A 24636-nucleotide genomic window follows, 5' to 3' on the forward strand; every position below is an offset into this window, starting at 1 on the left:
CTACTATTTCTAAAAAAAATAAGAAGTTTACCTATCTTGTGAAAACAAAGAACAATTAAGAGATAGAGAAAGATTTATATGAGTTAAAAAAGAATAGGTTAGAATAAAAAAACTGCACGCAAATTGTTAGATTATATCTAACAATTTGCGTGCAGTTCGTGGAACAGCCCAACCTTTTTAATGATTAATTCGTTCATAGTTCGCTTTAGGTAAAATTGGAATAGAAATAGTGAAAGTTGTACCGTTTTGATTACTAGACATTTTTAATGTACCGTTATGATTTTGAATAATTTTCTTCGTTACTGACAAGCCCAGTCCTGTTCCTGAATCTTTTGTTGAGAAGAATGGATCAAAGATATATTCTTGAATAGCTGGAGGAACCCCAGTTCCGTTATCTGTGAAAGTAATCCGAACAAAGTTATCTAGGCGATAACTAGAGATTTGAATGGAAAGAGGTCTTTCGCCTCGAGCATCGATAGCATTTTGAAATAAATTTAAAAAAACTTGCACAAGTTCATGACGATCGATATTAACAAGTACACCATCTAATTCCGTAGAAAATTCATAGTCAATAGAAATGTTGTGTAAAAAAACTTCACTAGCAAGTAGTTGTTGAATATATTCGCGTAAAAACGTATTGATGGGAAAAGGTTCTCTAGTAAATTCACGCGTTTTTGAAATGGCTAAAAATTTTGTGATAATACTATTTGCACGATCTAGTTCAGGAATGAGTAGACTTTTAAACAATTCTTTATTGGATGGAGAAACGTTATCTTGTAGAAATTGCAAGTATCCACGTACCGTTGTAAGGGGATTTCGTACTTCATGAGCAATCCCAGCTGCGATTCGTCCTGCTAATGAAAATTTTTCTGCATCACGTTCTGTGTTTAAATAATGGAAGACACTAATAACTCTAAAAATCTCTCCGTTATAATCCCGAATAATTCGATTGTTTAAAATACCATAGTTTTTGTCTAACACTTCTTCATTATATATTTCTGTTCCTGTTCTTAATGTTTCAATCGCTTTAATTTGTTCTTCTGGCAAGTTTAGTAATTGTTGAATTGGCTTTCCAATTATATCATTTCGTACTACACCAAAATCATCTGCTGCAGCTTGATTACATAAAGTTATATTTCCTTTACTATCAACAAAGGTGACATGATGTGAAAAAGCATCAAAAATATGAACAAAGTATGTTTCAAGTTGTTCAAATAAAAATAATGAATCGCAAGTAAGTTGAAAATCAGCCTTTTTATTCTCTTTTTGTATGTTTTGAATGGAATGAGTCGTTCTCGTTTTCTTTATTTGTAAACCAATATGTGGATTTTTGTATGTGAAATGATGTGGTAATTGATTCACAAGCTCTTCATATAACCGCACTTTATTTTCTAGTTCTTCTATTCGTTTTTCATGAGATACAATATCATCGTTTGGAAGCATAAATAAATAACCCCTCAATTTAAAAATTCTTCCATTTAGTATATCATATTTTTATACGGATACTCTTAAAGAAGGGGCTACTTAATGAAATTGATTAGCTGAAATGTCCGGGAAGTGAGTAGAATGGATAGAAGGTGAAGTTAAAAAGGGAGGGATATATTTGCTTTTCATTGGAGTGACAGGGTGGGGAGATCATGATTCTTTATATATAAATCCCTATGAAAATAGAAATAAATTGCGAACTTATAGTGAACATTTTCCCATTGTGGAAGTAGATAGTTCATTTTATGCGATACAACCTGCGCGGAATTATACAAAATGGGCGATGGAAACACCGAAAGATTTTTCTTTTATAGTAAAAGCCTATCAAGGAATGACAGGACATATGAAAGGGGAAATCCCTTTTTCTACGTTCGATGAGATGTTTGATGTGTATAAACAATCCATTCTTCCTTTAATAGAAGCAAATAAATTAAAAATGATTTTATTTCAATACCCACCATGGTTTGATTGTAAAGTGAAAAATGTTGATTTACTTCGATACACGAAAGAAAAAATGGAAGATTTCCCATGTGCAATAGAATTTCGAAATCAAACATGGTTTTATCCAGAAATGAGAGATAAGACGTTACAGTTTTTAGAGAAAGAAAACTGGATTCATACAATTTGCGATGAGCCTCAGGCTGGAATAGGATCAGTACCGCTTATATTAGAGGCAACAAACTCGGACATGGCGTTAATACGTTTTCATGGCCGAAATGTTCATGGTTGGCTGGATAAAGGAGAAAATTGGAGAGCGGTTCGCTGTTTATATCGTTATAATAGTAAAGAATTGGCGGAATGGGTAGAACGATTAGAGCGATTGAAAAAGAAGACGAAGGATATATTTGTATTGTTTAATAATAATTCGGGCGGAGATGCAGCGGATAATGCGAAACAGCTTATGAAAATGATGAACATTACATATGGTGAGCCGAAGCCTGAGCAATTAAATTTGTTTGAATGATGATAAACAAGAAAGGCACTGTACAAACAGGGGGAATGTACAGTGCCTTTCTATATGAAAAAGAGGGGTAACAATGTTACTGAGCGTTTGGTTGATTCATCAATTGTTGGCTTCATAATAAATGATAATGGTTATCATTATCATTGTCAATGGTTTTTCGGAAAATAAGTAAAAAACTTTTTATCCCGCTATTTGCGGCAGTAAAACCCCTACCTCAAAATTCGGCTGGAGCAAAGAAGTTAGGTGGGAGCCCTGCTGCCCGTAAGCGCCCGATTGGTGAAGGCTAATAATCAGTGGGGGATGAACAAAACCCCCACTGATTATTAGCCTTCACTTTATATTTTAAATAGTAATAAAAAAAGAACAGCAATTACTGCTGTTCTTTTCCATTGATGATTTGTTGTAAATCAAAAGGAGTTATCGCTTGGATAAATTCCTTTGAGATAAGTGTTTGAACGAGAGTGCTTTCAGAAATTGTAGCACCTGTTTTCTTTTCATAAGATTTCTTTAATAAATCAAGTTTTTCAGCCGTTTCTTTCGGTAATTCAATTGTTAATGTGTTCATAATTTCTCCCCCTTACTATTAGAGTACCACTACAGTATAGGAGAGACAAGAAAAGAGAATATGAAACATAAAAAAGGTTACCAAATTTACAAATGGTAACCTTTTTATGTATAAGAGTTATTAAGCAATACCGATATACTTTAAAGTTTTGGATGGAGTACTGTGATCAAAGAAGTGTTGTAAAAATGCAATATCAACACCCGATTTGTATGCACAATAGCCCCAAGTTTTTCGAAGTGTATGTGAGCTAATCCCTTCTAATCCAACTTCTTTTGCAGCTTTGTTTAAAATGTACCATGCATGTTGTCTCGTAATAGACTTTGTTCCTTTTTGAGACTTTAATAATGGTTCATTACGTTTCCAAGTTTTACGTTCTTTCATGTAGTCTTCGATTGCGTGCTGTAAGTCTTCATTTACAGCAAACCATTTATGTTTCTTTACTTTTTCATTGTAAAATAAAATGGAATGGCGAACATTTTCGTCTTCATCGATTACATCACTAACTTTTAATTGTAAGATTTCACTTACTTTTAAGCCAGAATTTACAGCTAATACGAATAATAAGCCATCACGTTTCGAAGATTGTAAAAGTATATTTTTGATAGTTTCTAATTGTTTTTCATTTTGAATAGGTTGTCCTGCTTGTTTCATTTCACGCACTCTCCTCTTTTATATGTGTAAAGGAAAGGATTAACTTGTTTCTTACTATAAAGGGAGAGTGTGAATTTCATGTGAACTCCTAGTGAAATTAAGACAAATTATTTGACTTCTTTTACTTTTTGTAAATTAAAATAAAATACAACGCTATTAGTGGTATTATACACGCCGTATTCAGCGTGATGGAGATCTAAAATGTTTTTCACAATGGATAACCCAAGGCCAGTACCTCCAGTATGACGGCTACGAGAAGCGTCTAAACGGTAGAAGCGATCCCAAATTTTTTCAAGGCTTTCTTCTGGAATAGGATTACCTGTGTTTTCAATTTTGATTTTCACTGTATCTTCCGTTTCTATAATAGAGACGTGTATTTTTTCACCATCTGGAGTATATCGAATTGCATTGCTAAGTAAGTTTACAACGACTTGCTCGATACGGCTACGATTTGCTTTAACAAATAGAGAAGAGTCAGCATGGATGTCCACTTGTAAATGTTTTTCCTCCATGCTAAATAATAATTTTGTATAGACTTGTTGAATTAATTCACCGATCGAGAATGTCGACATTTCTAGTTTGTACGTACCTGATTCTAGTTTTGCTAATTCTAACATTTCAACAATGAGCCTGTTCATATTATCTGTCTCTTCCAAAATAACATTTGTATAATATGTCGTATCTTTACTTACGCCATCTTGAATACCTTCAGCGAAGCTACGAATAACACTAAGTGGTGTTTTTAATTCATGAGATACACCAGAAATGAATTCTTTTCTCGTTTTTTCCAATTGACGTTCGCGTTCAATATCTTGTTGTAATTTTGTATTAGCAACATTTAATCGGTCGATTCGATCTTTTAAATTTACAGAGAGTGTATTAATACCACTTGATAACCCGCCAATTTCATCGTCTGCTGTAACAGGTAACTTCTCGCTAAAATCAAAGTTGGCCATTTTTTTTGTAACACGATTTATCTTAATTAATGGTTTAACAATGATTTTTGAGTAGTAGAAGGATAACAAAATAATAACGAGAAACACGATAATTAAGGCATAGACATAATAATCTTTTAAAACGAGCATTGCTTCATTCACAGGTTGTAAAGATGCTATCACAAAAGCGTACTCCTTAGTTTTTCCGTTTTCCATAATAGGCTTTACAAAGACACTGTTTTTTATATTTTCCCCACTATCTAAAATATACGTGTTTAATTGATTTGAATTAGAAGTACCTTGTCTAATAGTGCTTGCAAAATATTCAACAGCTTGTAATGTTTCAAAATCATTTGCAAGGCGAACCTCAGATTTGGAAGGGATATGTAATTTTGATATCACACCGGTAAAACTGATCTGAGACGTAGTTTTATATCGATTTGTGAGTCTATTTTTAGAGGGGTTACCACTAATTGTTTGAAAATCCGAATTGACATTTTCATTTCGCCATCGATTATAATTAGTCGTCAGTTCTAGTGGCGTTATTATATTATCTTGTAAAAATCCCTCTACGTGAATCATGCCCTCTTTTTTTAAGCCTAAATTTTCGAATTTATTATATTCTTCGGGTGTTAAAAGATTATTAAGTGGGATGGAATAGGTTTTATTGTTATTAGGGTTAATTACCTCAATATAGTAATTGTTTTCACTTTTAATAATGCCGTTAGAATCTAAAAATTGCATTTCAGCATTCGTTTTATCGTGAAATTCTTGTTTTAGCTTTCTGATTTCCTCAAAACTTTTGTCGCTTTTTTCATAATTATCTACGAATTTTTCAAAAGCCGTTTGAACGGTTTTTACTTTTTTATTAATATAAAACTTCTCTAAAAATAGAGATTGTCCAAGGAAAAAAAGGAGAAATATGATTGTAAATAAAGTTGATGTTAATAAAAATAGTTTAAAGACGATGCTTCTGTTCTTCACTGTTTCACCTCGTATGAAAAATACTGTAATATAAATGATTTCTTAATTATAACAAAGGTTACAAAAAAGTAGAGGGGATAAATCTGTCTATCTCTAAAGTAGTTTTTTATAGAAAGTCACATAAAGAGACGGTACAGTGACTATAGAAGTATTTTAGCATAAAAAAGAACTCGCCAGACGTATGACGAGTTCTTTAGTGTACTATTGCTGAATTGCTGCATCTAAAGCGATTTCAATCATTTCGTTAAATGTAGTTTGACGCTCTTCAGATGTTGTTTCTTCACCAGTGAAGATATGGTCGCTTACTGTTAATACAGATAATGCATTTACACCATATTTAGCTGCTAATGTGTAAAGAGCAGTCGTCTCCATCTCTACTGCTAATACACCGTAATCTCCAAGTTTTTTAACCATGTCCATGCTCTCACGATAAAATACATCTGCTGTTAATACGTTACCAACACGAACGTGTAATCCTTTTTCTGTTCCAGCATCGTAGGCTTTCTTTAAAAGATCAAAATTTGCAGCAGGAGCAAAATCAAAACCCGGGAATGTTAAGCGATTCATATTAGAATCTGTACAAGCCGTCATCGCAATAATAACGTCACGTACCTTAACATCTTTTTGAATTGCACCACATGTCCCAACACGAATTAAATTTTTCACTCCGTAGCTTTGAATTAATTCGTTTACATAAATAGAAATAGAAGGAACACCCATGCCTGTACCTTGAACAGATACACGCTTTCCTTTGTAAGTTCCAGTAAAACCTAACATACCACGCACGTTATTATAACAAGTAACATCCTCTAAAAATGTTTCAGCAATATATTTTGCACGTAATGGATCACCAGGTAATAGAATAGATTCAGCAATTTCGCCTTGTTTTGCTTCAATATGTACACTCATGAAAAATCCTCCTTATAATGTATTGATAGAAATCAATATCATTTGCATTATACACTACGACTCCTTTCAATTAAAATCTTTTTTATTTGTAATATGTACAAAAGAGGAGGATTTCATAAATCATAATCTAGAATATATATTTAAGAGGTTTTGCATGGATAAAGACAATAAAAATGGTAGGTGATATTTTGAAAAATCTTGTCATTGGGCTTATTGCACTAGTACTTATTGTGGCAGGAGGATTTTACATAAAAAAATATCAAGAAACTGTAGAAACGACCGGAGATGTTCAAGAAGTGAAATGGGATGTGAAAAATAAAAAGGGAAATGAAAAAGCCGATATTTCGTTTCAATTGCTAAATAAAATGAATAATGAAGTTCGTGGTGTGAACGATCAAATTCGAGCAGTGATAGTGGATGGGAATTTGAAAAACATACAACAAACGAAGCCTATATTTGCTGGAAATGGATCGTATAAGCTATCTTCAGATGTAGCAAAAGGTGAAGGGTACACGATATTTTTGTATGAAAATGAAAACAAGTCAGTGGAATCATTTGCTAAGAAAGATTTTGGTGAAGAAAAAAAGGAGACAAACAAGGACAAGAATAAAAAGAAACTACCTGTCGATACTGTACTTACAAAAAATATAGGAGAGCATCAAGTGTCTCTTTTATTTGGTGCATTACATCCGAATGAGGCAACGACATTAACATTTCAGTTTCAAGCGAAAAAGGGAGAAAAGCTGAAATTAAATTCAGGGAGAGGCGAAGTCAACGCGCTATATATCGTTGATGAAACGAGGGGACATTTTTTATATGCCATTCCTGTTGATACGGATGAGCAATTACAATATCGTATTACATTTCCAGAAGAAGGAACATATAAAATATGGGGGGATTTCTATATAAATGGTAAGAAGTATGAAAAGGAGTTTAGTATACAAGTGCAAAAACGAAAAAACAGCTAAGTACTTAGCTGTTTTTTCGTTTTCCTATTAATTTTGTTACAGAGAGCATTGTAATTGGTAAAGAATGATTCTTTCGAAATGCTAAATATTTTCCACTCCATGCAGGTTTATATTTTTCTTTGAAATGTCGTAAACCGCTGAAGCTATATGTGTAACGAACGTTATTAAATATTGCAGCAGCAACTCGTTCAGACCAGAACGATTGCGTTGATAAACCGACATTTGAGAGTGGTGCCATACCAATATTAAAGGAATGGTATTCATTTTCTTTTGCCCAGTGGAATAAGTGGATAAAAATTGCATCCATAATTCCGCTAGGGGCATCTGGATAATAACGCATTAAATCAACAGATAATATGCCACTTTGATATACTGGCATAAAGGTTGTGAATGCAATGATTTTTCCTTCTGCATCAGATAATGTAGCGATAGGGGCACGACTAATATACTCACGATCGAAGTACCCAAGTGAAAATCCTTTCTCTTTTTTTCCGCCGAGCCAAGCATCAGACACTTTCTTTAATTCCTCGTATAATTCGTCTGAGAATGGTGGCTCATGAATAGAGAATGTATAACCTTCTCGTTCAAAACGGTTGAAAGTGGCTCGCATACCAGCACGTTTCTTTCCTGTTATTGTAAACGTATTTAAATCAACGACAGCCTCTTCACCAAGTTTAAAGAAGTTGTAGCCAAAATCGTGGTATAAGCTCATCCATTTGCTTTCAATTTGATAGAATACGCAAATATACCCAAATCGATCAGCTTCAGTCAAAAATTCTTGCAACACAGTGCGGTAGGAGGATGGATCACCAATTGGATCACCTAGTACAACAAGACGTTTTCCAGTAATTGAAAAGAGAAGAAGTGCTTTTCCGTCACTACTGAAGAAGAACTGTTTATCTCCTAAAAAACCTAAATGACTAAGTACATTCCCGCCATGTTCATCTAAGAAGTTTTCTAACCTTTTATCATTAGCTGGTTGCCCGGGAAATTGACTACGATAACGATTGGCAATTAGTGAGCCGATAAGTAAAAAAGTAGGAACGAAAAAGGCTGCTGCTAATGCACTTCGTTTAACTTGTGTAATATTTCGAACGACAAAATCAGGCTGGAACGCTTCTTTTGCACCCGCAAATAAAATACCTAAGTTTTTATATAAATATAGCGTAAGTAATAAGAAGATAAATACTTTTACGATATCAGAAAGTGAGACTTCCATTTTCTCGCGTATAAATCTTTTACGAAGCATATACAACACAGCAAGTACGATTAATAAAATAAAGGTTTCTTCAATGTCAATTCCTTTTAGGGTATTAAAGATTGCTGCTCCAATTAAAGAAACAATCGTCATATAGTAAGAACGCTTCGTTCCATAATATATGCCTCGCGAAAGAATCAGGAGGAGAATACCGAATGTTAATGATAAGCTAAAAGAAAATTGAATAAGGTGCTTTGGAGCTAAAATATGTAAGGCGTGAGCTCGATTTATACTAGTCGGTAAAATTGTTGATAGAATAACCATTAAGCCAGCGAATACTGTTAAAGCGGCGGATGCCCATGAACCTAATTTCCCTAAAAAATCACGTTGTAAAGTCCAAATTACACCAGTTGTTTCTAACGCAGGTGCAATAAAGGGTTTATCTTCAATTTTTTTTATGGCCGCTCCTGTCATTTCAAAGGCTGCAAAAATGAGACCTAGGCAGAATGGTAAGATGTAATAGACAAGTCGGTATAATAACATAGCAGGTAGTAATACGCCTGTATCAACGCCGTATTGTCCTAGTCCAGTTAAGAAAACAAGGTCAAATGAACCAAGGCCACCAGGAACAAGACTTACGACACCAGCTAAAGCAGCGATTACGTAAACACCTAAAAACTTTTGAAATTCGATATCAATTCCAAACAATATTAAAATGACGTACATAACGATACCGGCAGATACCCACTCGACTAATGAAACTAATGAATATAAAACAGTTGGATTTTTCTCTTCTTCTTCTTCCTCTTGTCCGTCTAACTGTTTTGTTTTTCTATTTTTAATTTTAGAAAACCCAATATATATAGGAACGAAAAGAGCAAAGAAGATAAGAACAGGCCATAACCACGGTTTTTCGTGCAGAATAAAACTAGTGTCTAATATTCCAATAAGGCCGAGGAATGACAGAATGGCTAATCCGTTAATAAAAGCGGTTGTCATCCAAGCAATACTTTTAATAAGTTTTCCATTATCTTTTATATGCGGACGATATAGCATTGTACGTACACCGGCACCAACAAGACCACCAAAACCGATAAATCCATTTAAAGTGTTTGCAATCCATGAGATACGGAAAATCTTTTGTACAGGTATGTCTGCTTTTAAGTAACGAAGCATAACAAAGTCATAAAAGAACATTGTTGAAACGGCAAATGCACCGAGTGTAATCGCTAAAAATACCCCACCAGTTGGAATGTTTTTAATTGTTTCAATTGCTTCTAAAAAAGAAATGCCTGCTAATTCTTTTTTAGCTTGAAAGAAAACAATTGTTAAGACAACAAATGGGAAGATTATTTTCCCGATTTGTAAGAAACGTTTCCATGAAAACGACATAAATACAACTCTCCTTGTGTAAGAAAACTGAGACAATAATATTATTATGACAAACTTCAAGAAAAATAAAAAGGTAAATTCCTGTATAGGGAAGCTATTTTTTATATAGGTTATATTTAAAAGAATATTTCGTTTATCAGAAAATTAAGTTAAGATAAGATGAAAGAAGGAAGAGAGGGGAAGTAGATGATTATAATAGGTTATGCAGGATATGAGTTAGAAAAAGCAAAACCGAATACATCAGAAGATTTTTTTAATAGATCTGAAGTGACATATATATTAAATAATCAAGAGAAAACCTTTTCTGTCTTATATGTTCGATATTTTGAAGAAATTTCACAAGAAATTACCCCTTTTGAAGGAAATCCAGTTTATAAAGTAGAAGAACAAGACGTATATTTACGAGATATTGTAGCGATCGCTTGTTTACTGAAAGATAAAGAGCTACGCGCGCAGAAGCGCTTGTATCTCAATGAAGTAACAGACTTTCAACGATACTTTGATGAGGGAACAGTGGTGAAAGTACAAGAAATATTAGCTGAATTACATAAAAATAAAAGAGTAGAAATAGCGTAAAACGGCAAAGGAGAGAGAAGCCATGTCTAATTTGATGGTTGAAAATCAAACAGAACAAGTTTCTATATTTTTAGAAGATGTAATTTCCTTGATAACTAATTATGTAAATTATCATACGTTACCTTCTTTATTGGAGGAGACACCAACAGGAAACGAGCAATACTATAAAGGGATATTAGCATCAATAAGAAGACTTCTTGTTTTTTGTGAAGAAGGACTTGATGCATGTTTTGTTTTGCTGAATAGCCAACCATTTCGAAAGACCGCAGCTGAAACAGTTTTATATAAGATTTACCATCAAGTAATTGCAGAGTTTTTTTCGCCAAAGAATGATCATTGGTATGAAAATAGTCGTTCTGCTTATACAGGGAAAAATTCTATTGTTTTTCAGCAAATCCCCCCTAGATCTATAGAACGAATGATGAAGGATTTAGAAGGGGAATTTCAATTGATGCGTGAAGAACTAGAATATTATGAGACAGATTACCAAACAAAAATGTTGCACAAATATTAATTAAGGAAAAGAAGCTAAGAATACTTAGCTTCTTTTCCTTTTGTCCAGTTATATAAGGGATTTTAATTGAATATAGTTAAAGTGGATAGCATCAAGGAGGTGTGACATGAGTCAGCAAGGTGTATTTACAGATTACTTTCATGAAGTAGAAAGCTGGTGTGAAAGTGTTCTTCAAGTATTAGATAGCCGTGCAATGGAAGTGTATGATGTCCATATGCTTGCTTATAAAATTCAAACGTTATTAGAGCGTATGAAAGAGCATGAATACGACACAGATGCCGAGTTTATGTATGAAATAAGTGATGATGTAGAACATATTCAACACCATTTACAGGAAGTATTTATGCAAGAAGGAGAGGAATATGAACTATGTGAAAGAGGGGATAGCGAACGAGCTGTTCCGATTGGGGGGCATACCCTTCCGCCATTACCTTATCCATATAATGCGCTAGAACCGTACATTTCACGAGAAATTATGATGTTACACCATGATAAACACCATCGTAGTTACGTGGAAGGATTAAATAAAGCAGAGAAGATGATGGAAGAAGCGAGAAAAACAAATCAATTTGATTTAATTAAGCATTGGGAAAGAGAAGCGGCTTTTCATGGATCAGGTCATTACTTACACACGATATTTTGGAATAACATGAAAAAAGATGGTGGTGGAAGTCCGAGAGGGGCTTTTTCACAACAAATTGAGCAAGATTTCGGAAGTTTTTTACGTTTTCAAAAGCATTTCACGGAAGCCGCTTCTAAAGTGGAAGGTTCAGGATGGGCAATTCTTGTATGGGTACCTCGTTCAGGAAGGTTAGAAATTTTGCAAAGTACGCTTCATCAATTGTTTACACAGTGGGATACGATACCACTCCTTGTACTGGATGTATGGGAACATGCGTATTATTTACAATATCAAAATCGAAAAGATGAATATATTAAAAATTGGTGGAATGTTGTAAATTGGCCAGATGTAGAAAAGAGATTTGAAAGTGCGAAGCAAATTGAATGGACACCGTATTAGACGCATATCTCATGCGTCTTTTTTAGTGGAGGTGGAAGGAAAATTTCGTTCATATTTTAAAAGGCCAAGCATACACTTGTACAAAAAGTGCCAAAAGGACGTGGGGGGAAATATGAGACGAATTTGTATAATAATTACGCTAATTATAATGTACGCAAGCGTTATGCCAATTCCTGCATATGCAAAAATGAACGGTGGTGTCAGTGCTCGTAACGCAGTCTTAATGGAACAACAATCCGGTCGTGTGCTATATGGGAAATTAGAACATGAGCCACAAAAAATTGCTAGTATAACAAAAATTATGACAGCATTGTTAGCTGCTGAATCAGGAAAAATGAAAGAATTAGTATCGGTTAGTAATGAAGCGGTACGAGTAGAAGGATCGGCAATTTATTTAAAACCTGGACAAAAAGTTAAGTTAGAAGATTTAGTTTACGGATTAATGCTTAGATCTGGTAATGATGCAGCACAAGTAATTGCTGAAAATGTGGGAGGGAGTATAGAAGGATTTGTATATTTAATGAATCAAAAGGCGAAAGAAATCGGAATGAAAGATACGCATTTCTCAAACCCGCATGGCTTGGATGGGGATGGATCGCATTATTCGTCGGCTTATGACATGGCATTATTAACGAAATATGCAATGGGGAACGAGACCTTTAAGAAAATTTTTGGAACAAAAACGTATAAATCAGATTCTTGGGATTATCCGTGGAAAAATAAACATAAGCTTGTGACATCTTATTATGAATTTGCAACAGGGGGAAAGACAGGTTTTACGAAGAAAGCAGGACGGACGCTTGTCACAACAGCTTCAAAAGATGGACTAGATTTAATTGTCGTAACTTTGAGTGCTTCTAGTGACTGGGATGATCATATGAATTTGTTTGATAAAGGCTTTGAACGCTATAAGCAAGCGAAAGTTTTAGGACAAGGCGCACTCGCTGAAATAAATGAAAAGAAATATGCCAATCATGTTTATACGAAAAATAGTTTTTCTGTACCTTTAACTGAAGAGGAAAGAAAGAGCGTGTTATTGAAAGTTGAGCTCGATAAAAGTGCAAAACTTACGGATGGAGTAAAGATTGGGAAGACAGAAATTTATGTAGGGAACGAGAAAGTTGGAGAACGAAATTTGTTTTACAGTAAACGAAAGTTAGTAGCTACAACGGGAATGTATTGGAATAACGTAAAAGAAATCTTCTCTTACATGATAGGTGTTGGGATAGATGGTTAATCTCGTATGGGCAGCGATGGCAGTTATAGGGATTGTGTATGCCATGATAAATGGAACGATGGAAGAAGTGACCAAAGCAGTGTTTGAAGGGTCAAAAGATGCTGTAACGATTTGTATTGGACTTATTAGTGTTTTAGTATTTTGGCTCGGTTTAATGAAAATTGCTGAGGAAGCTGGATTGTTAAAGAAGTTAGTATCACTTTTTATGCCGATAGTAAAAAGATTATTTCCAGAAATACCGAAGGATCACCCGTCAATGGGATTCATTTTATCAAATATGATGGCGAACTTTTTTGGGTTAGGTAATGCAGCAACACCTTTAGGTATTAAAGCAATGGAACAACTGAAAGAGTTAAATGGTGGAAAGGATTCATCAAGTCGTTCTATGGTGACGTTTCTAGCATTAAATACTTCAGCGATTACATTAATTCCGACTACTGTCATTTCGATTCGAATGACTTATGAATCAGCAAACCCTACTGAAATCGTTGGCGTAACATTTATAGCACAAGTGTTATCGATGATTGGAGCGATTTGGATTGACCGCTATTTTTACCGGAGAAGGAGTAGAAAGGGGCGGAAAAAATGAGTATTGTAAATACAATTTCATTATGGGTAATTCCTTGTGTAATTGGTTTTATCCTTTTGTATGGCACGATAAAGAAAGTTCCAACGTACGAATCGTTCGTTGAGGGCGGAAAAGAAGGGATTCAAATTGCGGTTTCCATTTTGCCGTTTATGGTTGGAATGCTTGTATCTATTTCTATTTTCAGGGCATCAGGTGCTCTAGATGCGATGATATCGGTAATGAAGCCGATGTTAGACCTTATTCATGTACCAGCCGAAATCGTTCCACTTGCACTTATACGTCCGATTTCGGGATCTGCTGGTTTAAGTATTACGACCGACTTAATCGCTACATATGGGCCAGACTCGTTTATTGGTAGGTTAGCTTCAACGATGCAAGGTAGCACAGATACGACTTTTTATATATTAACAGTATACTTTGGGGCTGTCGGTATTAGAAAAATGGGAGATGCATTAAAGGTAGGACTTTTTGCAGATTTAATCGGAATTATTTGTTCGATTGTGTTTGTTTCCCTATTGTTTCGGTAATGCTATTCATTTTTTGCGCTATTTCGCTTATAATACGTATACGACCACTATTAACGTGTAGTTTAATAGTGGTTTTTTTATGCGGTATTTTTGACAAAATGGTGAACTTTTATCGTGGACAACATGAAAAAGTGTAAATAATAATAAAGGGTGAAAACGTGATATAGCCTTTATACGTTTATTATCATTGCTATGTTGTTAAAGGTAGGCGAAGTAAATGGCATAAAGCTTAGGCGGTTGCCAAGTCTTTCTAATGTAAGGTAAGATAAATTTGAGGTGAAAAAAAGAAATGGAACGATTACAAAAAGTGATTGCGCAAGCAGGTATTGCATCGAGAAGAAAGGCTGAGGAATTAATTCAGCAAGGGAAAGTGAAAGTTAATGGGAAAATAGTGAAGGAGTTAGGAACAAAAGTAACTCCTCAAGATAAAGTGGAAGTAAATAACATCCCTCTTGAAAAAGAAGAACCTGTTTATTTTTTACTATATAAACCAACTGGTGTAATTTCAAGTGTATCAGATGATAAAGGAAGAAATGTTGTAACAGACTTTTTCCCTGAAATTAGACAACGTTTATTCCCAATAGGACGCTTAGATTATGATACGTCTGGCGTATTATTGATGACAAATGATGGTGAATTTGCAAATGTATTAATGCATCCGAGATATAAGGTTGAAAAAACGTATGTTGCGAAAATTAAAGGGCCATTAACAGGTGATAAAATTCGCATGTTAGAACGAGGTGTTGCATTAGAAGATGGGAAAACAGCACCAGCACAAGTGAAAATTATTTCTTGGGACAAGCGTAAAGAGATGGCGATTGTACAATTAACGATTCATGAAGGACGTAACCGTCAAGTACGCCGCATGTTTGAAGCGTTAGATTGTAAAGTAATGAAATTAAAACGTGAACGTTATGCCTTTTTAGAAGTGGGTAGCTTGCGTCCTGGTGATGCAAGAGAATTAACACCACATGAGGTGAAACAATTACGTGCATTGGCTTCTACAAAGCCTCGCTAATCTATATTGTGAAACTTTCACCAGTGGAATGCTCCGCTGGTGATTTATTAAAAAATACATATATTTATCACTCGTCGAAGAGAGGGGAGACAACATGAAAAAAAATCGCTTATTATTTCGTGTTATCATTTTGCTCATTTTAAGCGGTGCGGTAGGGTTTACGCTATATCAAGGATTTTTTACTGATAAAGAGAAAATGCAAATTGGAAAAGAAGCACCTAACTTTGTTGTAACTGATTTAGAAGGAAAGAATATTGAATTAAAAGATTTAAAGGGAAAAGGTGTATTTTTAAATTTTTGGGGAACTTGGTGTAAACCTTGTGAAAAAGAAATGCCTTATATGAATGAGTTATATCCGAAATATAAAGAAAAAGGCGTTGAAATTATTGCCTTAGATGCAGATGAAACGGATATCGCAGTGAAGAACTTTGTGAAACAATATGATTTGGAATTCCCAGTTGCAATTGATAAAGGGCAAAAGATCATAGGTACATATGGAGTGGGACCATTACCAACAACCTTTTTAATTGATAAAGAAGGAAAAGTAGTAGAGCAAATTATAGGTGAGCAAACGAAGGAACAATTGGAAGAGTACTTAAAGAAAATCACTCCATAATTAAGGAAGCCTTTACATAAGAGGTGCTTACGTATAGCGCCTTCGCTTTAAAAATTCTGAGTATTGCGGTAACTCTAAGCTGGAATATACAATAGTACATATAGATAAAAGGGCGGTGAGAGCTTTGAAAGAAATTAAGTGTGAATGTGGACATGTTAATCCGATAGGAACCATTTTTTGTGAAGCATGTGGGAAACCATTTGAAAGTAATGAAAATATAAAATTATTGGATATGAGATATGAGGGGAGTGCTCGGAGATCTCTCACACATACAAAAACGATAGTCGATAAAATTTGGAGTTTTTTCTCTTCTGTAAAAGTAGGTGTATGGTTAATCGTAATAACTTTAGCTGCATCGGCAATAGGAACTATCTTTCCCCAAGAAATGTACATAACTCCAGGAATCGAACCAGCTGAATATTATAAGACCGAGTATGGATTTTTAGGACAATTATACTATCAATTAGGATTTAATAATTTATATGGATCATGGTGGTACATGATTTTAATTGCTTCTATTGGTATTTCACTTGTTATATGTAGTTTAGACCGTGTCATTCCTCTTTATAAAGCTTTAAAAAAACAAGGGGTGAAAAGACACCCAAGTTTTTTGAAAAGACAGAGAGTGCACGGGATTGGTACGCCGCATGAAGGTGACTTAGAACGAGTTCAAATTAATTTAAAGAAACGTAATTATAATGTGAAAGTGGAAGACGGGAACGTTTTAGCGGAAAAGGGACGTTTTTCACGTTGGGGTCCATATGTAAACCATATTGGTCTTATTATCTTTCTATTCGGTGCAATGCTACGTTTTTTACCGAGTATGTATGTAGATGAAGCACTTTGGTTACGTGACGGTGAAACGAAAGAAATACCAGGAACAGAAGGTCAATACTATTTGAAAAACGAAAAGTTTATCAAGGAAGTTTATGATAAGAGTAAGGATAAAGAAGTTTTTGATGAAGCAATTGATCGTGTTGGTGATAAAATGATTGCGAAAAACTTCCAAACAAATGCTGTATTATATAAAGCGGTAGGAGAAAATATAGCGGGTCAAAAACCAAAATTAGAAAAGGTAAAAGAAGCTGAAATTCGAGTGAATGAGCCACTGAAATTTGATCAATTTGCTGTTTATCAAGTGGATTACAAAGAAAGTGAATTTAAAAGCATGTCTTTCCATTTGCAAAACAAAGAAAATAATCAAAAGTTGGGACCGATTAAAGTAGATTTAGCGAATCCTACAGAAAAATATGATTTAGGAAATGGGTATTCTCTAGAACTATTAAGCTATTTTCCTGATTTTTATTTTGATGAGAATGGAAGGCCGAATACGAAAACAAAATTACCGAATAATCCTGCATTCGTCTTTAAAATGTTTACCCCGGAAACACCAGATGGTGAAGTTAGTTTCGTCGGTATTCAGCAAAACATAGAGCCTGACGGGAATAATAAATATAAAATGTCATTTGCAGGTGTGGAAATGCAAAATGCAACAGCTCTTACAGTAAGAAAAGATTTGACGCTTTGGATTCTCGGTATTGGAGGATTTATATTTATGGTTGGTGTGATTCAAGGTATGTATTGGAACCATCGCCGTATTTGGATACAACGTGTTAATGATGAATGGTGGGTTGCAGGCCATACGAATAAAAATTGGTTCGGCTTAAAGAAAGATATTGAAAGAGTACTAGAAGGAACAGCGATTCCACAACCACACGATAAAATGAATGAAAAAAATTAGTTAAGGTGGGGAAACGATATGGTACAAATAAGTAGTAATTTTCTGTTCGCGGCGTTTATCTTATATTTAATTGCAACTTTATTTTTTGGAGGAGCAATTAAAGAAAAAGGTAACAAGTGGGCAAATATAGGTATAACTATAACAATTTTAGGATTTATTGCACAAATAGTATATTTTGTTACAAGATGGATCGCATCAGGACATGCACCGGTTAGTAACTTTTTTGAATTTGGTACATTTTTTGGCATGATGCTTGTGGGAGCTTTTATCATTATGTACTTTGTATATCGTGTAAGTATTATTGGTTTATTTGCTTTACCGGTAGCTCTTTTATTAATCGCTTATGCAAGTATGTTCCCGAGAGAAATTTCGCCGCTTATCCCATCTTTAAAGAGTAATTGGCTACATATTCATGTAACGACAGCGGCAGCGGGACAAGCAATATTAGCAATTAGTTTTATTACAGGCGTAATGTATTTACTGAAAAATGTAGATCAATCAACAAGAAGTAAGCGTACATTTTGGTTAGAGACAGTAGTTTTCACACTTGTTTGTACAGTTGGGTTTATTGGAATAACAACGGTATTTTCTAGTATGAAATACGAAGCGAAGTTTCAATGGATTGATAAAAATGAACAACAAGTTGAAATGAAGTATAATCTCCCTGCTTTAGTTGGACCGCATGAAGGGAAGTTAATGACAGAAAATAAATTAGAACCGGCGGTTGAAGTTCCAGCGATTGTAAATGCGAAAAAGTTAAATACTGTTATTTGGTCAGTGTTAGTCGGAACGCTACTTTATATTGTATTAAGACTTGTTTTACGTAAGCGAGTGTCAGCGGCACTTCAGCCGTTAGTAAAGAATACGAATAGTGATTTATTAGATGAAATCGGATATCGTTCTATTGCGATAGGCTTCCCGGTGTTTACATTAGGAGCATTAATCTTTGCAATGATCTGGGCTCAAATCGCTTGGACGCGCTTTTGGGGTTGGGATCCAAAAGAAGTTTGGGCGCTTATTACTTGGCTCTTTTATGCTGCGGTATTACATTTACGTTTATCTAAAGGATGGCATGGAGAAAAATCCGCCTGGCTTGCAGTGATTGGTTTTGCAATCATTATGTTTAACTTTATTGTAGTAAACTTAATTATCGCGGGTTTACATTCATATGCATAGAGAACTAAAATAGGAGAGTGTATGTCACTTTCCTATTTTATTTTTGTCAAATTTTCTTCTTTTTTGAGAAAAACATGACAAAGTAGCGGTTGATTCTGTAAAATGATGTCGAGGACCAAATATACTGTTCAAAAAAAATACATAGTTTTGGAAAAAAATGAACAAACTTTATTATTCTTGTGAAGCATAATATGGGAAGTGGAACGTTAAAAAATGCTTAATTAAACGAGGATAGGTGCAACATTATATTGTAGAAGGGTAGGTGTAAACCGTTGTGGTAAAAGTACGCAGCGGGTAGAAATGGAAAATGAATCAAGAATTTTAATTGTAGACGATGAGGATCGTATTCGTCGTTTATTAAAGATGTATTTAGAAAGAGAGCAATACACAATTGAAGAAGCGGATAATGGTGATACAGCTTTAGAAATGGCGTTACAAAATGATTATGATTTAATCCTACTGGATATTATGATGCCTGGTAAAGATGGTATCGAAGTGTGTAAAGGGATTCGTGAGAAGAAAGCGACGCCAATTATTATGCTGACAGCAAAAGGTGAAGAAGTAAATAGGGTACAAGGGTTTGAAGTTGGAACTGATGATTATATTGTAAAGCCGTTTAGCCCGCGTGAAGTAGTACTTCGTGTGAAAGCGGTATTACGCCGTGCTGTACCAACGACATTCTTTACACAAGATACAACGACGAAAGATGTTACTGTTTTCCCTCATTTAACAATTGATAATGATGCGCACCGCGTTACAGCGGATGGTAATGAAGTAAACTTAACACCGAAAGAATATGAATTACTATTATTCTTAGCGAAATCCCCGGATAAAGTTTTTGACCGTGAGCAATTGTTAAAAGAAGTATGGCAATATGAGTTCTTCGGAGATTTACGTACAGTTGATACGCATGTAAAGCGTTTACGTGAAAAGTTAAGTAAACAATCACCAGATGCAGCGAAGATGATTGTTACCGTTTGGGGCGTAGGTTACAAGTTTGAGGTTGTGAACGACTGATGCTTTGGAGAAGTGTAGTAGGGAAGTTATGGATGACCATATTACTTCTCGTTTCGTTTGTTCTTGGATTTGTTGCGATTTTACTTTCACAGTTTTTTAGAACATATTATGTTGATATGAGTGAAGCTAGGCTTCAAAAAGTTGCAACTAGTGTTTCAGAGTTAATTGAAGAAGGTGCCGATGTAAAAACGATTGAGAATATCGCGTACAAATTCTCTGATCCACTTTCAAGAATCATTATTGTAGAAGATGGTAAGGAGATTTCCTCTTCTCCGAAACAAGAAGGGTTAGTTACTCTAACAATAGATAATTTAAAAGAAGATAAAGAATTAGCGGCTGTATTTAAAGACAAAAAAGAAATTAAAAATAACATTAGAAAAGCTTCTAATAGTAGGAAGAATAAAAATACTGAAAATGATATTATGATCGTCGGGAAACCAGTACAGTCAAAAAATCAAAGTGCAGTGTTTGTATATGAATCATTGCAAGTTCCAATACAAGGTATGGAGAGAACGACTGATTTTATTTTCTTATCAGCCGGGATTGCGATTATTTTAACAACTTTCTTTGCATTTTTCTTATCTACTCGAATTACGGCACCGCTTCGTAAAATGCGTGAGGTTGCATTTGAGGTAGCGCGCGGGAAATTTGATACGAAAGCCCCTATGGTGTCGCAGGACGAAATTGGTGAGCTTGCAACTGCTTTAAATCAAATGGGGAAACAGTTGAAGTTTAATATGAATGCCCTGCAGCAAGAAAAAGAGCAGTTAGCTAGCATTTTGAGTAGTATGGCAGATGGTGTTATTACGTTAAATCAAGAAGGTGAAGTCGTTGTTATCAACCCACCGGCAGAAAACTTCTTACAAGTTTGGCAAGAAGAAAAAGAAGTAGAGTTAATTAAAAAACTGCCTTCTGAACTTGTTGAACTATTCCATCTCGTTGTAGAAAGTGAGCAACAACAAGTTGTTGAAATTAATTTGCAAAAAGGTAACTACGTAGTTCTTATGACACCGCTTTACAATCAAACAAAAATTCGTGGAGCTGTAGCAGTATTGCGAGATATGACGGAGGAGCGTCGTCTTGAGAAAATGCGTCAAGACTTTATTGCGAATGTATCACATGAACTTCGTACACCGATGGTAATGCTTCAAGGATATAGTGAAGCAATTTTAGATGATATTGTGCAAACGAAAGAAGAAATTAATGAGTTTGTTCAAATTATTTATGATGAATCTGTTCGTTTAGGTAAACTTGTAAATGAGTTATTAGATTTAGCCCGTATGGAAAGTGGACATGTAGAGTTACATATAGGTGAAGTAGATATTCATCCATTTGTCGAAAAAATTGGCCGTAAATTCCAGGGGATTGCAAAGGATAAAGAAGTCCAATTAACAGTGGATTTCCAAAGTCCAATTGCACAATATCCGTTTGATGCAGACCGTATGGAACAGGTACTGACGAATTTAATTGATAATGCAATCCGTCATACAAATGCAGGTGGACATGTTACACTTGTAATTAATACGAAAAATAGTGGCCTTACTTTCGAAGTGCAAGATTCAGGTGTTGGTATTCCAGAAGAAGATATTCCGTTCTTGTTCGATCGATTCTATAAAGCTGATAAAGCGAGAACTCGCGGGAAAAAAATTGGAACTGGACTCGGGCTTGCGATTGCTAAAAATATTGTTCAAGGTCATGAAGGGAAGATTTTTGTATCAAGTGTCGTTGGAGAAGGAACTACATTCTCTGTATATTTACCAAATCGTATAATTTAGATATATATGTTTTTAAAAAGTTGATCATGAATAAAAGCTTTACTGTTTTTTATTTTTTTGTAAGTGCAATTAAATAAAGAATGGTAGAGTTTTTTTCTTTAATAATCAGAATGAAAATAAAAAGAGAGGTGTCATAATGAAATGAAACTTTATACAAAAACAGGTGATAAAGGGGAAACGAGTGTCATAGGTGGCCGAGTGGATAAAGATCATATACGTGTAGAAGCTTATGGAACAATTGATGAGGCGAATTCTCATATCGGATATGCCATGTCTAAATTACAAGAGGAATGTTTTCGTAACATTTATAACGAACTTGAAAATATTCAACATGAACTATTTGATTGTGGAGGGGATTTAGCAATAGTAGAGAAGAAGATCCCTTATAAAGTAACGATAGAGATGGTCGAGTATTTAGAGAGTCGAATTGATTCGTATACAGAAGAAGCGCCGCCTTTAGAGCGTTTTATTTTACCAGGCGGTAGCGAGATATCGGCTGCACTACACATTGCACGTACAGTTATAAGAAGAGCAGAACGTTGTATAGTGTCATTGCAAAAAGAAGGAGAAACCAATGAAATTGTTCTAAAGTATGTAAATAGGTTATCTGATTATTTATTTGCGCTTGCTAGAGTAATAAATGCGCGTTTACAAGTGAAAGATGTGGAATATAACCGCAGTGCACTTGTTTTTCGTAATAAAGAAGAGAAGGAAGTGGAGTAATACACTTTCTTTTTTTTGTATACTTTTTTCTGTAATATCCCACAATAGAGAAGGTATGACGGTTATTAGAAAACGGAGGATGTATATGAAAGCGTTAAAATGTGGCGTGGTGATATTGAGTGTATTATTTTTATCTCAATTACATGTTTACGCTGAAGGGAATCAGTGGATATGGCCTGTTGATGGGCAGATAAGTGATTATTTTGGGACAAGACATGGGAAACACTATGGTATTGATATAGCTGCGCCAATTGGAACGCCTGTTGCAGCTATTCAAAATGGTAAGGTGACAAAGTCTTATTTTTCAAGTAGTTATGGAAATGTTGTGTTTATTAAACATGGAGAATATGAGGCTGTTTATGCGCATTTAAATAAGAGATATGTAGTTCAAGGTGATAACATTTCAAAAGGAGAGCTAATTGGAGAGGTAGGGAATACAGGAGAATCGCGAGGAGCGCATTTACATTTAGAAGTGCATCAAGGGAGATGGACGATGGAGAAAAGGAATGCGATGAATCCGTTGCTTGTTTTAAATGAACAAAAAAATCAAGTTGTGTCATCATCACTATATATTGTACAAAAAGGTGATACTTTAGTGGGTATTGCCCGGAAATTTAGTATGACAGTTGAGGAAATTAAAGTGAGGAATGGATTGCGACAAGAGCAAATCTATCCGAACCAACAACTATACGTCAAGTAAAGGCAACGTCCCAAAAGCATAACTTTTGAATAAATTTATTTTCTTCTTATTTAAGATTGCGATAGTAAATGAAATTATATCGACATTTCGACAAGAAATGTCGATATAACAATAAAATGCGACAGTAAGAGCAACCTATCCTTAACGAAAAACCGTCCCAAAAGATCTTTTGGGACGGCTTCTTTTACCAAAAAATAAAGACACATATAAATCCAGTAATAGCTAAGTAGCTATATAAGTAAAAGACTTTTGTTCTTGTTTTTTCTTTTGTCCGAAATAGTACGATAGTTGGTTCGATTAGACCAATTGTAAGACAAAGTAAACCAAGAAGCATAAAGCCAATTGAAAGAGAATACAGGGCGATTTGTGGTGCTTGAAATGGAATCATCCATTTTAATAAAAATGCAATAAGTGCAGTGTAACAAATGCTACCGATGTATTTATTCAATGGTGTATCAGAACGGAAACCAGGAAGTTTCTTGGAAAACGGACGGGAAACAACTTCCGTTTGTAAAGATGTATGTTCTTCAATTATTTTTTGAGCTTCTTTTCCTTTTTGGAAAAGGGATAAAATCCAGTTTCGCTCACCTTGGAAAATAAATTGAGAAGTTGTTAAATAGTGATCAACTTTTACCTTATTCCAACTCTTCCATGGATGACGCTCACACAATTTTAATTTACTTTCTGTTTTTTTATCATACTGATAAATACTTATGCCATCTTGGTCAAAAGTAGCGTAGTATGTCTCTCTTGAGAATGTGCCTAGATCAATTGGACAGTAGAAAAGTAATTCTTTTTTCAAATAAAAGTATTCTTTTCTTAAGTTCTTTTTCATTGCTTCTCGAATAGAGTGTCTTTTATCTTTCTTCATGACATTTCCTCCATAACTCAGAAAATGTTCTTATCTTAACAATTCAACATCTTATCACTTTTGACGACATATGACTAGGGGGATTCATAGGAGAAATACCGAATTATAAAAAATATGGGTTGTATTGTAAAATATAGTGATCGTTTCTTTAATGATATAAAATTAATAACTTATTTTTAGTAAGTTACACTTTTTTTGTTCACAATACGATCATGTTGTTGTATAATGAAGTGGAAAATAGAATATCGGTCTATCTTCGGGGCAGGGTGAAAATCCCGACCGGCGGTGATGAACAGTTAATAATTTCGTTCTAAGCCCGCGAGCCGTTAAGGCAGGATTTGGTGTGATTCCAAAGCCGACAGTACAGTCTGGATGGGAGAAGATGGAGGTTCAAGCGTTCAAAAAAGATAAGTATTTGAACGTCTGTTTGATGTGCCTTAAAATTCTCCCTTTGTGTAAATCACAAAGGGTTTTTTCGTTCTAT

23 protein-coding genes and 1 riboswitch are annotated in these 24636 nt (G+C 34.7%); of the genes, 16 read left to right on the forward strand and 7 right to left on the reverse strand.

Features of this window, described 5'->3' with window-relative positions; translation table 11 throughout:
• Positions 1–177: 177 nt before the first annotated feature.
• Positions 178–1443: an ATP-binding protein gene (locus tag I6L50_RS13620; RefSeq protein WP_002126365.1), complete on the reverse strand. Its 1266-nt coding sequence runs from the start codon at positions 1441–1443 to the stop codon at positions 178–180.
• A gap of 160 nt (positions 1444–1603) precedes the next feature.
• Here I6L50_RS13620 and I6L50_RS13625 point away from each other — a divergent pair, with 160 nt between their 5' ends.
• Positions 1604–2449, forward strand: a complete 846-nt coding sequence (locus tag I6L50_RS13625) for a DUF72 domain-containing protein (protein ID WP_219301810.1) — start codon at positions 1604–1606, stop codon at positions 2447–2449.
• A 370-nt stretch (positions 2450–2819) separates the two neighbouring features.
• On the opposite strand, the gene I6L50_RS13630 is transcribed toward I6L50_RS13625, so the two are convergent.
• The 4 genes from I6L50_RS13630 to deoD form a co-directional block, all read right to left on the reverse strand.
• The gene (locus I6L50_RS13630) at positions 2820–3014 is read right to left on the reverse strand and encodes a DUF3924 family protein (RefSeq protein ID WP_002011737.1); all 195 of its coding nucleotides are present in this window, start codon (positions 3012–3014) and stop codon (positions 2820–2822) included.
• A gap of 120 nt (positions 3015–3134) precedes the next feature.
• Complete coding sequence (locus I6L50_RS13635; RefSeq protein WP_000806230.1) at positions 3135–3665, reverse strand: tyrosine-type recombinase/integrase; 531 nt, start codon at positions 3663–3665, stop codon at positions 3135–3137.
• Between the two features lie 107 nt (positions 3666–3772).
• Positions 3773–5584, reverse strand: coding sequence for a sensor histidine kinase (locus tag I6L50_RS13640; RefSeq protein WP_002141011.1), 1812 nt, complete (start codon positions 5582–5584; stop codon positions 3773–3775).
• 201 nt (positions 5585–5785) lie between these two features.
• Complete coding sequence (gene deoD, locus I6L50_RS13645) at positions 5786–6493, reverse strand: purine-nucleoside phosphorylase (protein WP_000110707.1); 708 nt, start codon at positions 6491–6493, stop codon at positions 5786–5788.
• A gap of 173 nt (positions 6494–6666) precedes the next feature.
• Between deoD and I6L50_RS13650 the strand changes: the two genes are divergently transcribed.
• Positions 6667–7461, forward strand: coding sequence for a hypothetical protein (locus I6L50_RS13650; RefSeq protein ID WP_044438004.1), 795 nt, complete (start codon positions 6667–6669; stop codon positions 7459–7461).
• 4 nt (positions 7462–7465) lie between these two features.
• Here I6L50_RS13650 and mprF read toward each other — a convergent pair whose 3' ends face one another.
• The gene (mprF, locus tag I6L50_RS13655) at positions 7466–10051 is read right to left on the reverse strand and encodes a bifunctional lysylphosphatidylglycerol flippase/synthetase MprF (protein ID WP_044438005.1); all 2586 of its coding nucleotides are present in this window, start codon (positions 10049–10051) and stop codon (positions 7466–7468) included.
• Positions 10052–10237: 186 nt separating this feature from the next.
• Here mprF and I6L50_RS13660 point away from each other — a divergent pair, with 186 nt between their 5' ends.
• From I6L50_RS13660 to I6L50_RS13725, 14 genes are all read left to right on the forward strand, one after another.
• Entirely contained in the window at positions 10238–10627 is a 390-nt protein-coding gene (locus I6L50_RS13660) for a hypothetical protein (protein WP_219301811.1), read from the forward strand.
• A 22-nt stretch (positions 10628–10649) separates the two neighbouring features.
• Positions 10650–11141 (forward strand): YpuI family protein, encoded by a 492-nt coding sequence (locus tag I6L50_RS13665; protein WP_219301812.1) that lies wholly within the window; start codon positions 10650–10652, stop codon positions 11139–11141.
• Positions 11142–11247: 106 nt separating this feature from the next.
• Positions 11248–12162 (forward strand): superoxide dismutase, encoded by a 915-nt coding sequence (locus tag I6L50_RS13670; RefSeq protein ID WP_002030730.1) that lies wholly within the window; start codon positions 11248–11250, stop codon positions 12160–12162.
• 112 nt (positions 12163–12274) lie between these two features.
• Entirely contained in the window at positions 12275–13399 is a 1125-nt protein-coding gene (locus I6L50_RS13675; RefSeq protein ID WP_113937035.1) for a D-alanyl-D-alanine carboxypeptidase family protein, read from the forward strand.
• Positions 13392–13988 (forward strand): nucleoside recognition domain-containing protein, encoded by a 597-nt coding sequence (gene spmA, locus I6L50_RS13680; protein ID WP_219301813.1) that lies wholly within the window; start codon positions 13392–13394, stop codon positions 13986–13988. Before I6L50_RS13675 ends, spmA begins: the two co-directional genes overlap by 8 nt.
• Entirely contained in the window at positions 13985–14515 is a 531-nt protein-coding gene (gene spmB / locus I6L50_RS13685) for a spore maturation protein SpmB (protein WP_002201161.1), read from the forward strand. The genes spmA and spmB overlap by 4 nt, the downstream gene beginning before the upstream one ends.
• Before the next feature lie 289 nt (positions 14516–14804).
• A complete protein-coding gene (gene rluB, locus I6L50_RS13690; RefSeq protein ID WP_002064494.1) occupies positions 14805–15533 on the forward strand; it encodes a 23S rRNA pseudouridine(2605) synthase RluB in 729 nt (242 codons plus the stop codon).
• A gap of 94 nt (positions 15534–15627) precedes the next feature.
• Entirely contained in the window at positions 15628–16149 is a 522-nt protein-coding gene (gene resA / locus I6L50_RS13695; protein ID WP_219301814.1) for a thiol-disulfide oxidoreductase ResA, read from the forward strand.
• 124 nt (positions 16150–16273) lie between these two features.
• A complete protein-coding gene (gene resB, locus I6L50_RS13700; protein WP_219301815.1) occupies positions 16274–17890 on the forward strand; it encodes a cytochrome c biogenesis protein ResB in 1617 nt (538 codons plus the stop codon).
• A gap of 18 nt (positions 17891–17908) precedes the next feature.
• On the forward strand, positions 17909–19066 hold the full coding sequence (resC, locus tag I6L50_RS13705; protein ID WP_219301816.1) for a cytochrome c biogenesis protein ResC: 1158 nt from the start codon (positions 17909–17911) through the stop codon (positions 19064–19066).
• A gap of 300 nt (positions 19067–19366) precedes the next feature.
• A complete protein-coding gene (gene resD, locus I6L50_RS13710) occupies positions 19367–20083 on the forward strand; it encodes a DNA-binding response regulator ResD (RefSeq protein WP_002011758.1) in 717 nt (238 codons plus the stop codon).
• Complete coding sequence (gene resE, locus I6L50_RS13715) at positions 20083–21858, forward strand: sensor histidine kinase ResE (protein WP_219301817.1); 1776 nt, start codon at positions 20083–20085, stop codon at positions 21856–21858. Before resD ends, resE begins: the two co-directional genes overlap by 1 nt.
• A 141-nt stretch (positions 21859–21999) precedes the next feature.
• Positions 22000–22581, forward strand: coding sequence for a cob(I)yrinic acid a,c-diamide adenosyltransferase (locus tag I6L50_RS13720; RefSeq protein ID WP_016092975.1), 582 nt, complete (start codon positions 22000–22002; stop codon positions 22579–22581).
• Positions 22582–22666: 85 nt separating this feature from the next.
• Positions 22667–23281 (forward strand): peptidoglycan DD-metalloendopeptidase family protein, encoded by a 615-nt coding sequence (locus I6L50_RS13725; RefSeq protein ID WP_002141020.1) that lies wholly within the window; start codon positions 22667–22669, stop codon positions 23279–23281.
• Positions 23282–23465: 184 nt separating this feature from the next.
• On the opposite strand, the gene I6L50_RS13730 is transcribed toward I6L50_RS13725, so the two are convergent.
• Entirely contained in the window at positions 23466–24152 is a 687-nt protein-coding gene (locus I6L50_RS13730; RefSeq protein ID WP_002011767.1) for a hypothetical protein, read from the reverse strand.
• 248 nt (positions 24153–24400) lie between these two features.
• A riboswitch (FMN riboswitch) is annotated at positions 24401–24540 on the forward strand.
• Positions 24541–24636: the final 96 nt, after the last annotated feature.

It is taken from the genome of Bacillus sp. FDAARGOS_1420, from assembly GCF_019344915.1.
In the GTDB taxonomy this organism is placed as follows: Bacteria; Bacillota; Bacilli; order Bacillales; family Bacillaceae_G; genus Bacillus_A; species Bacillus_A mycoides.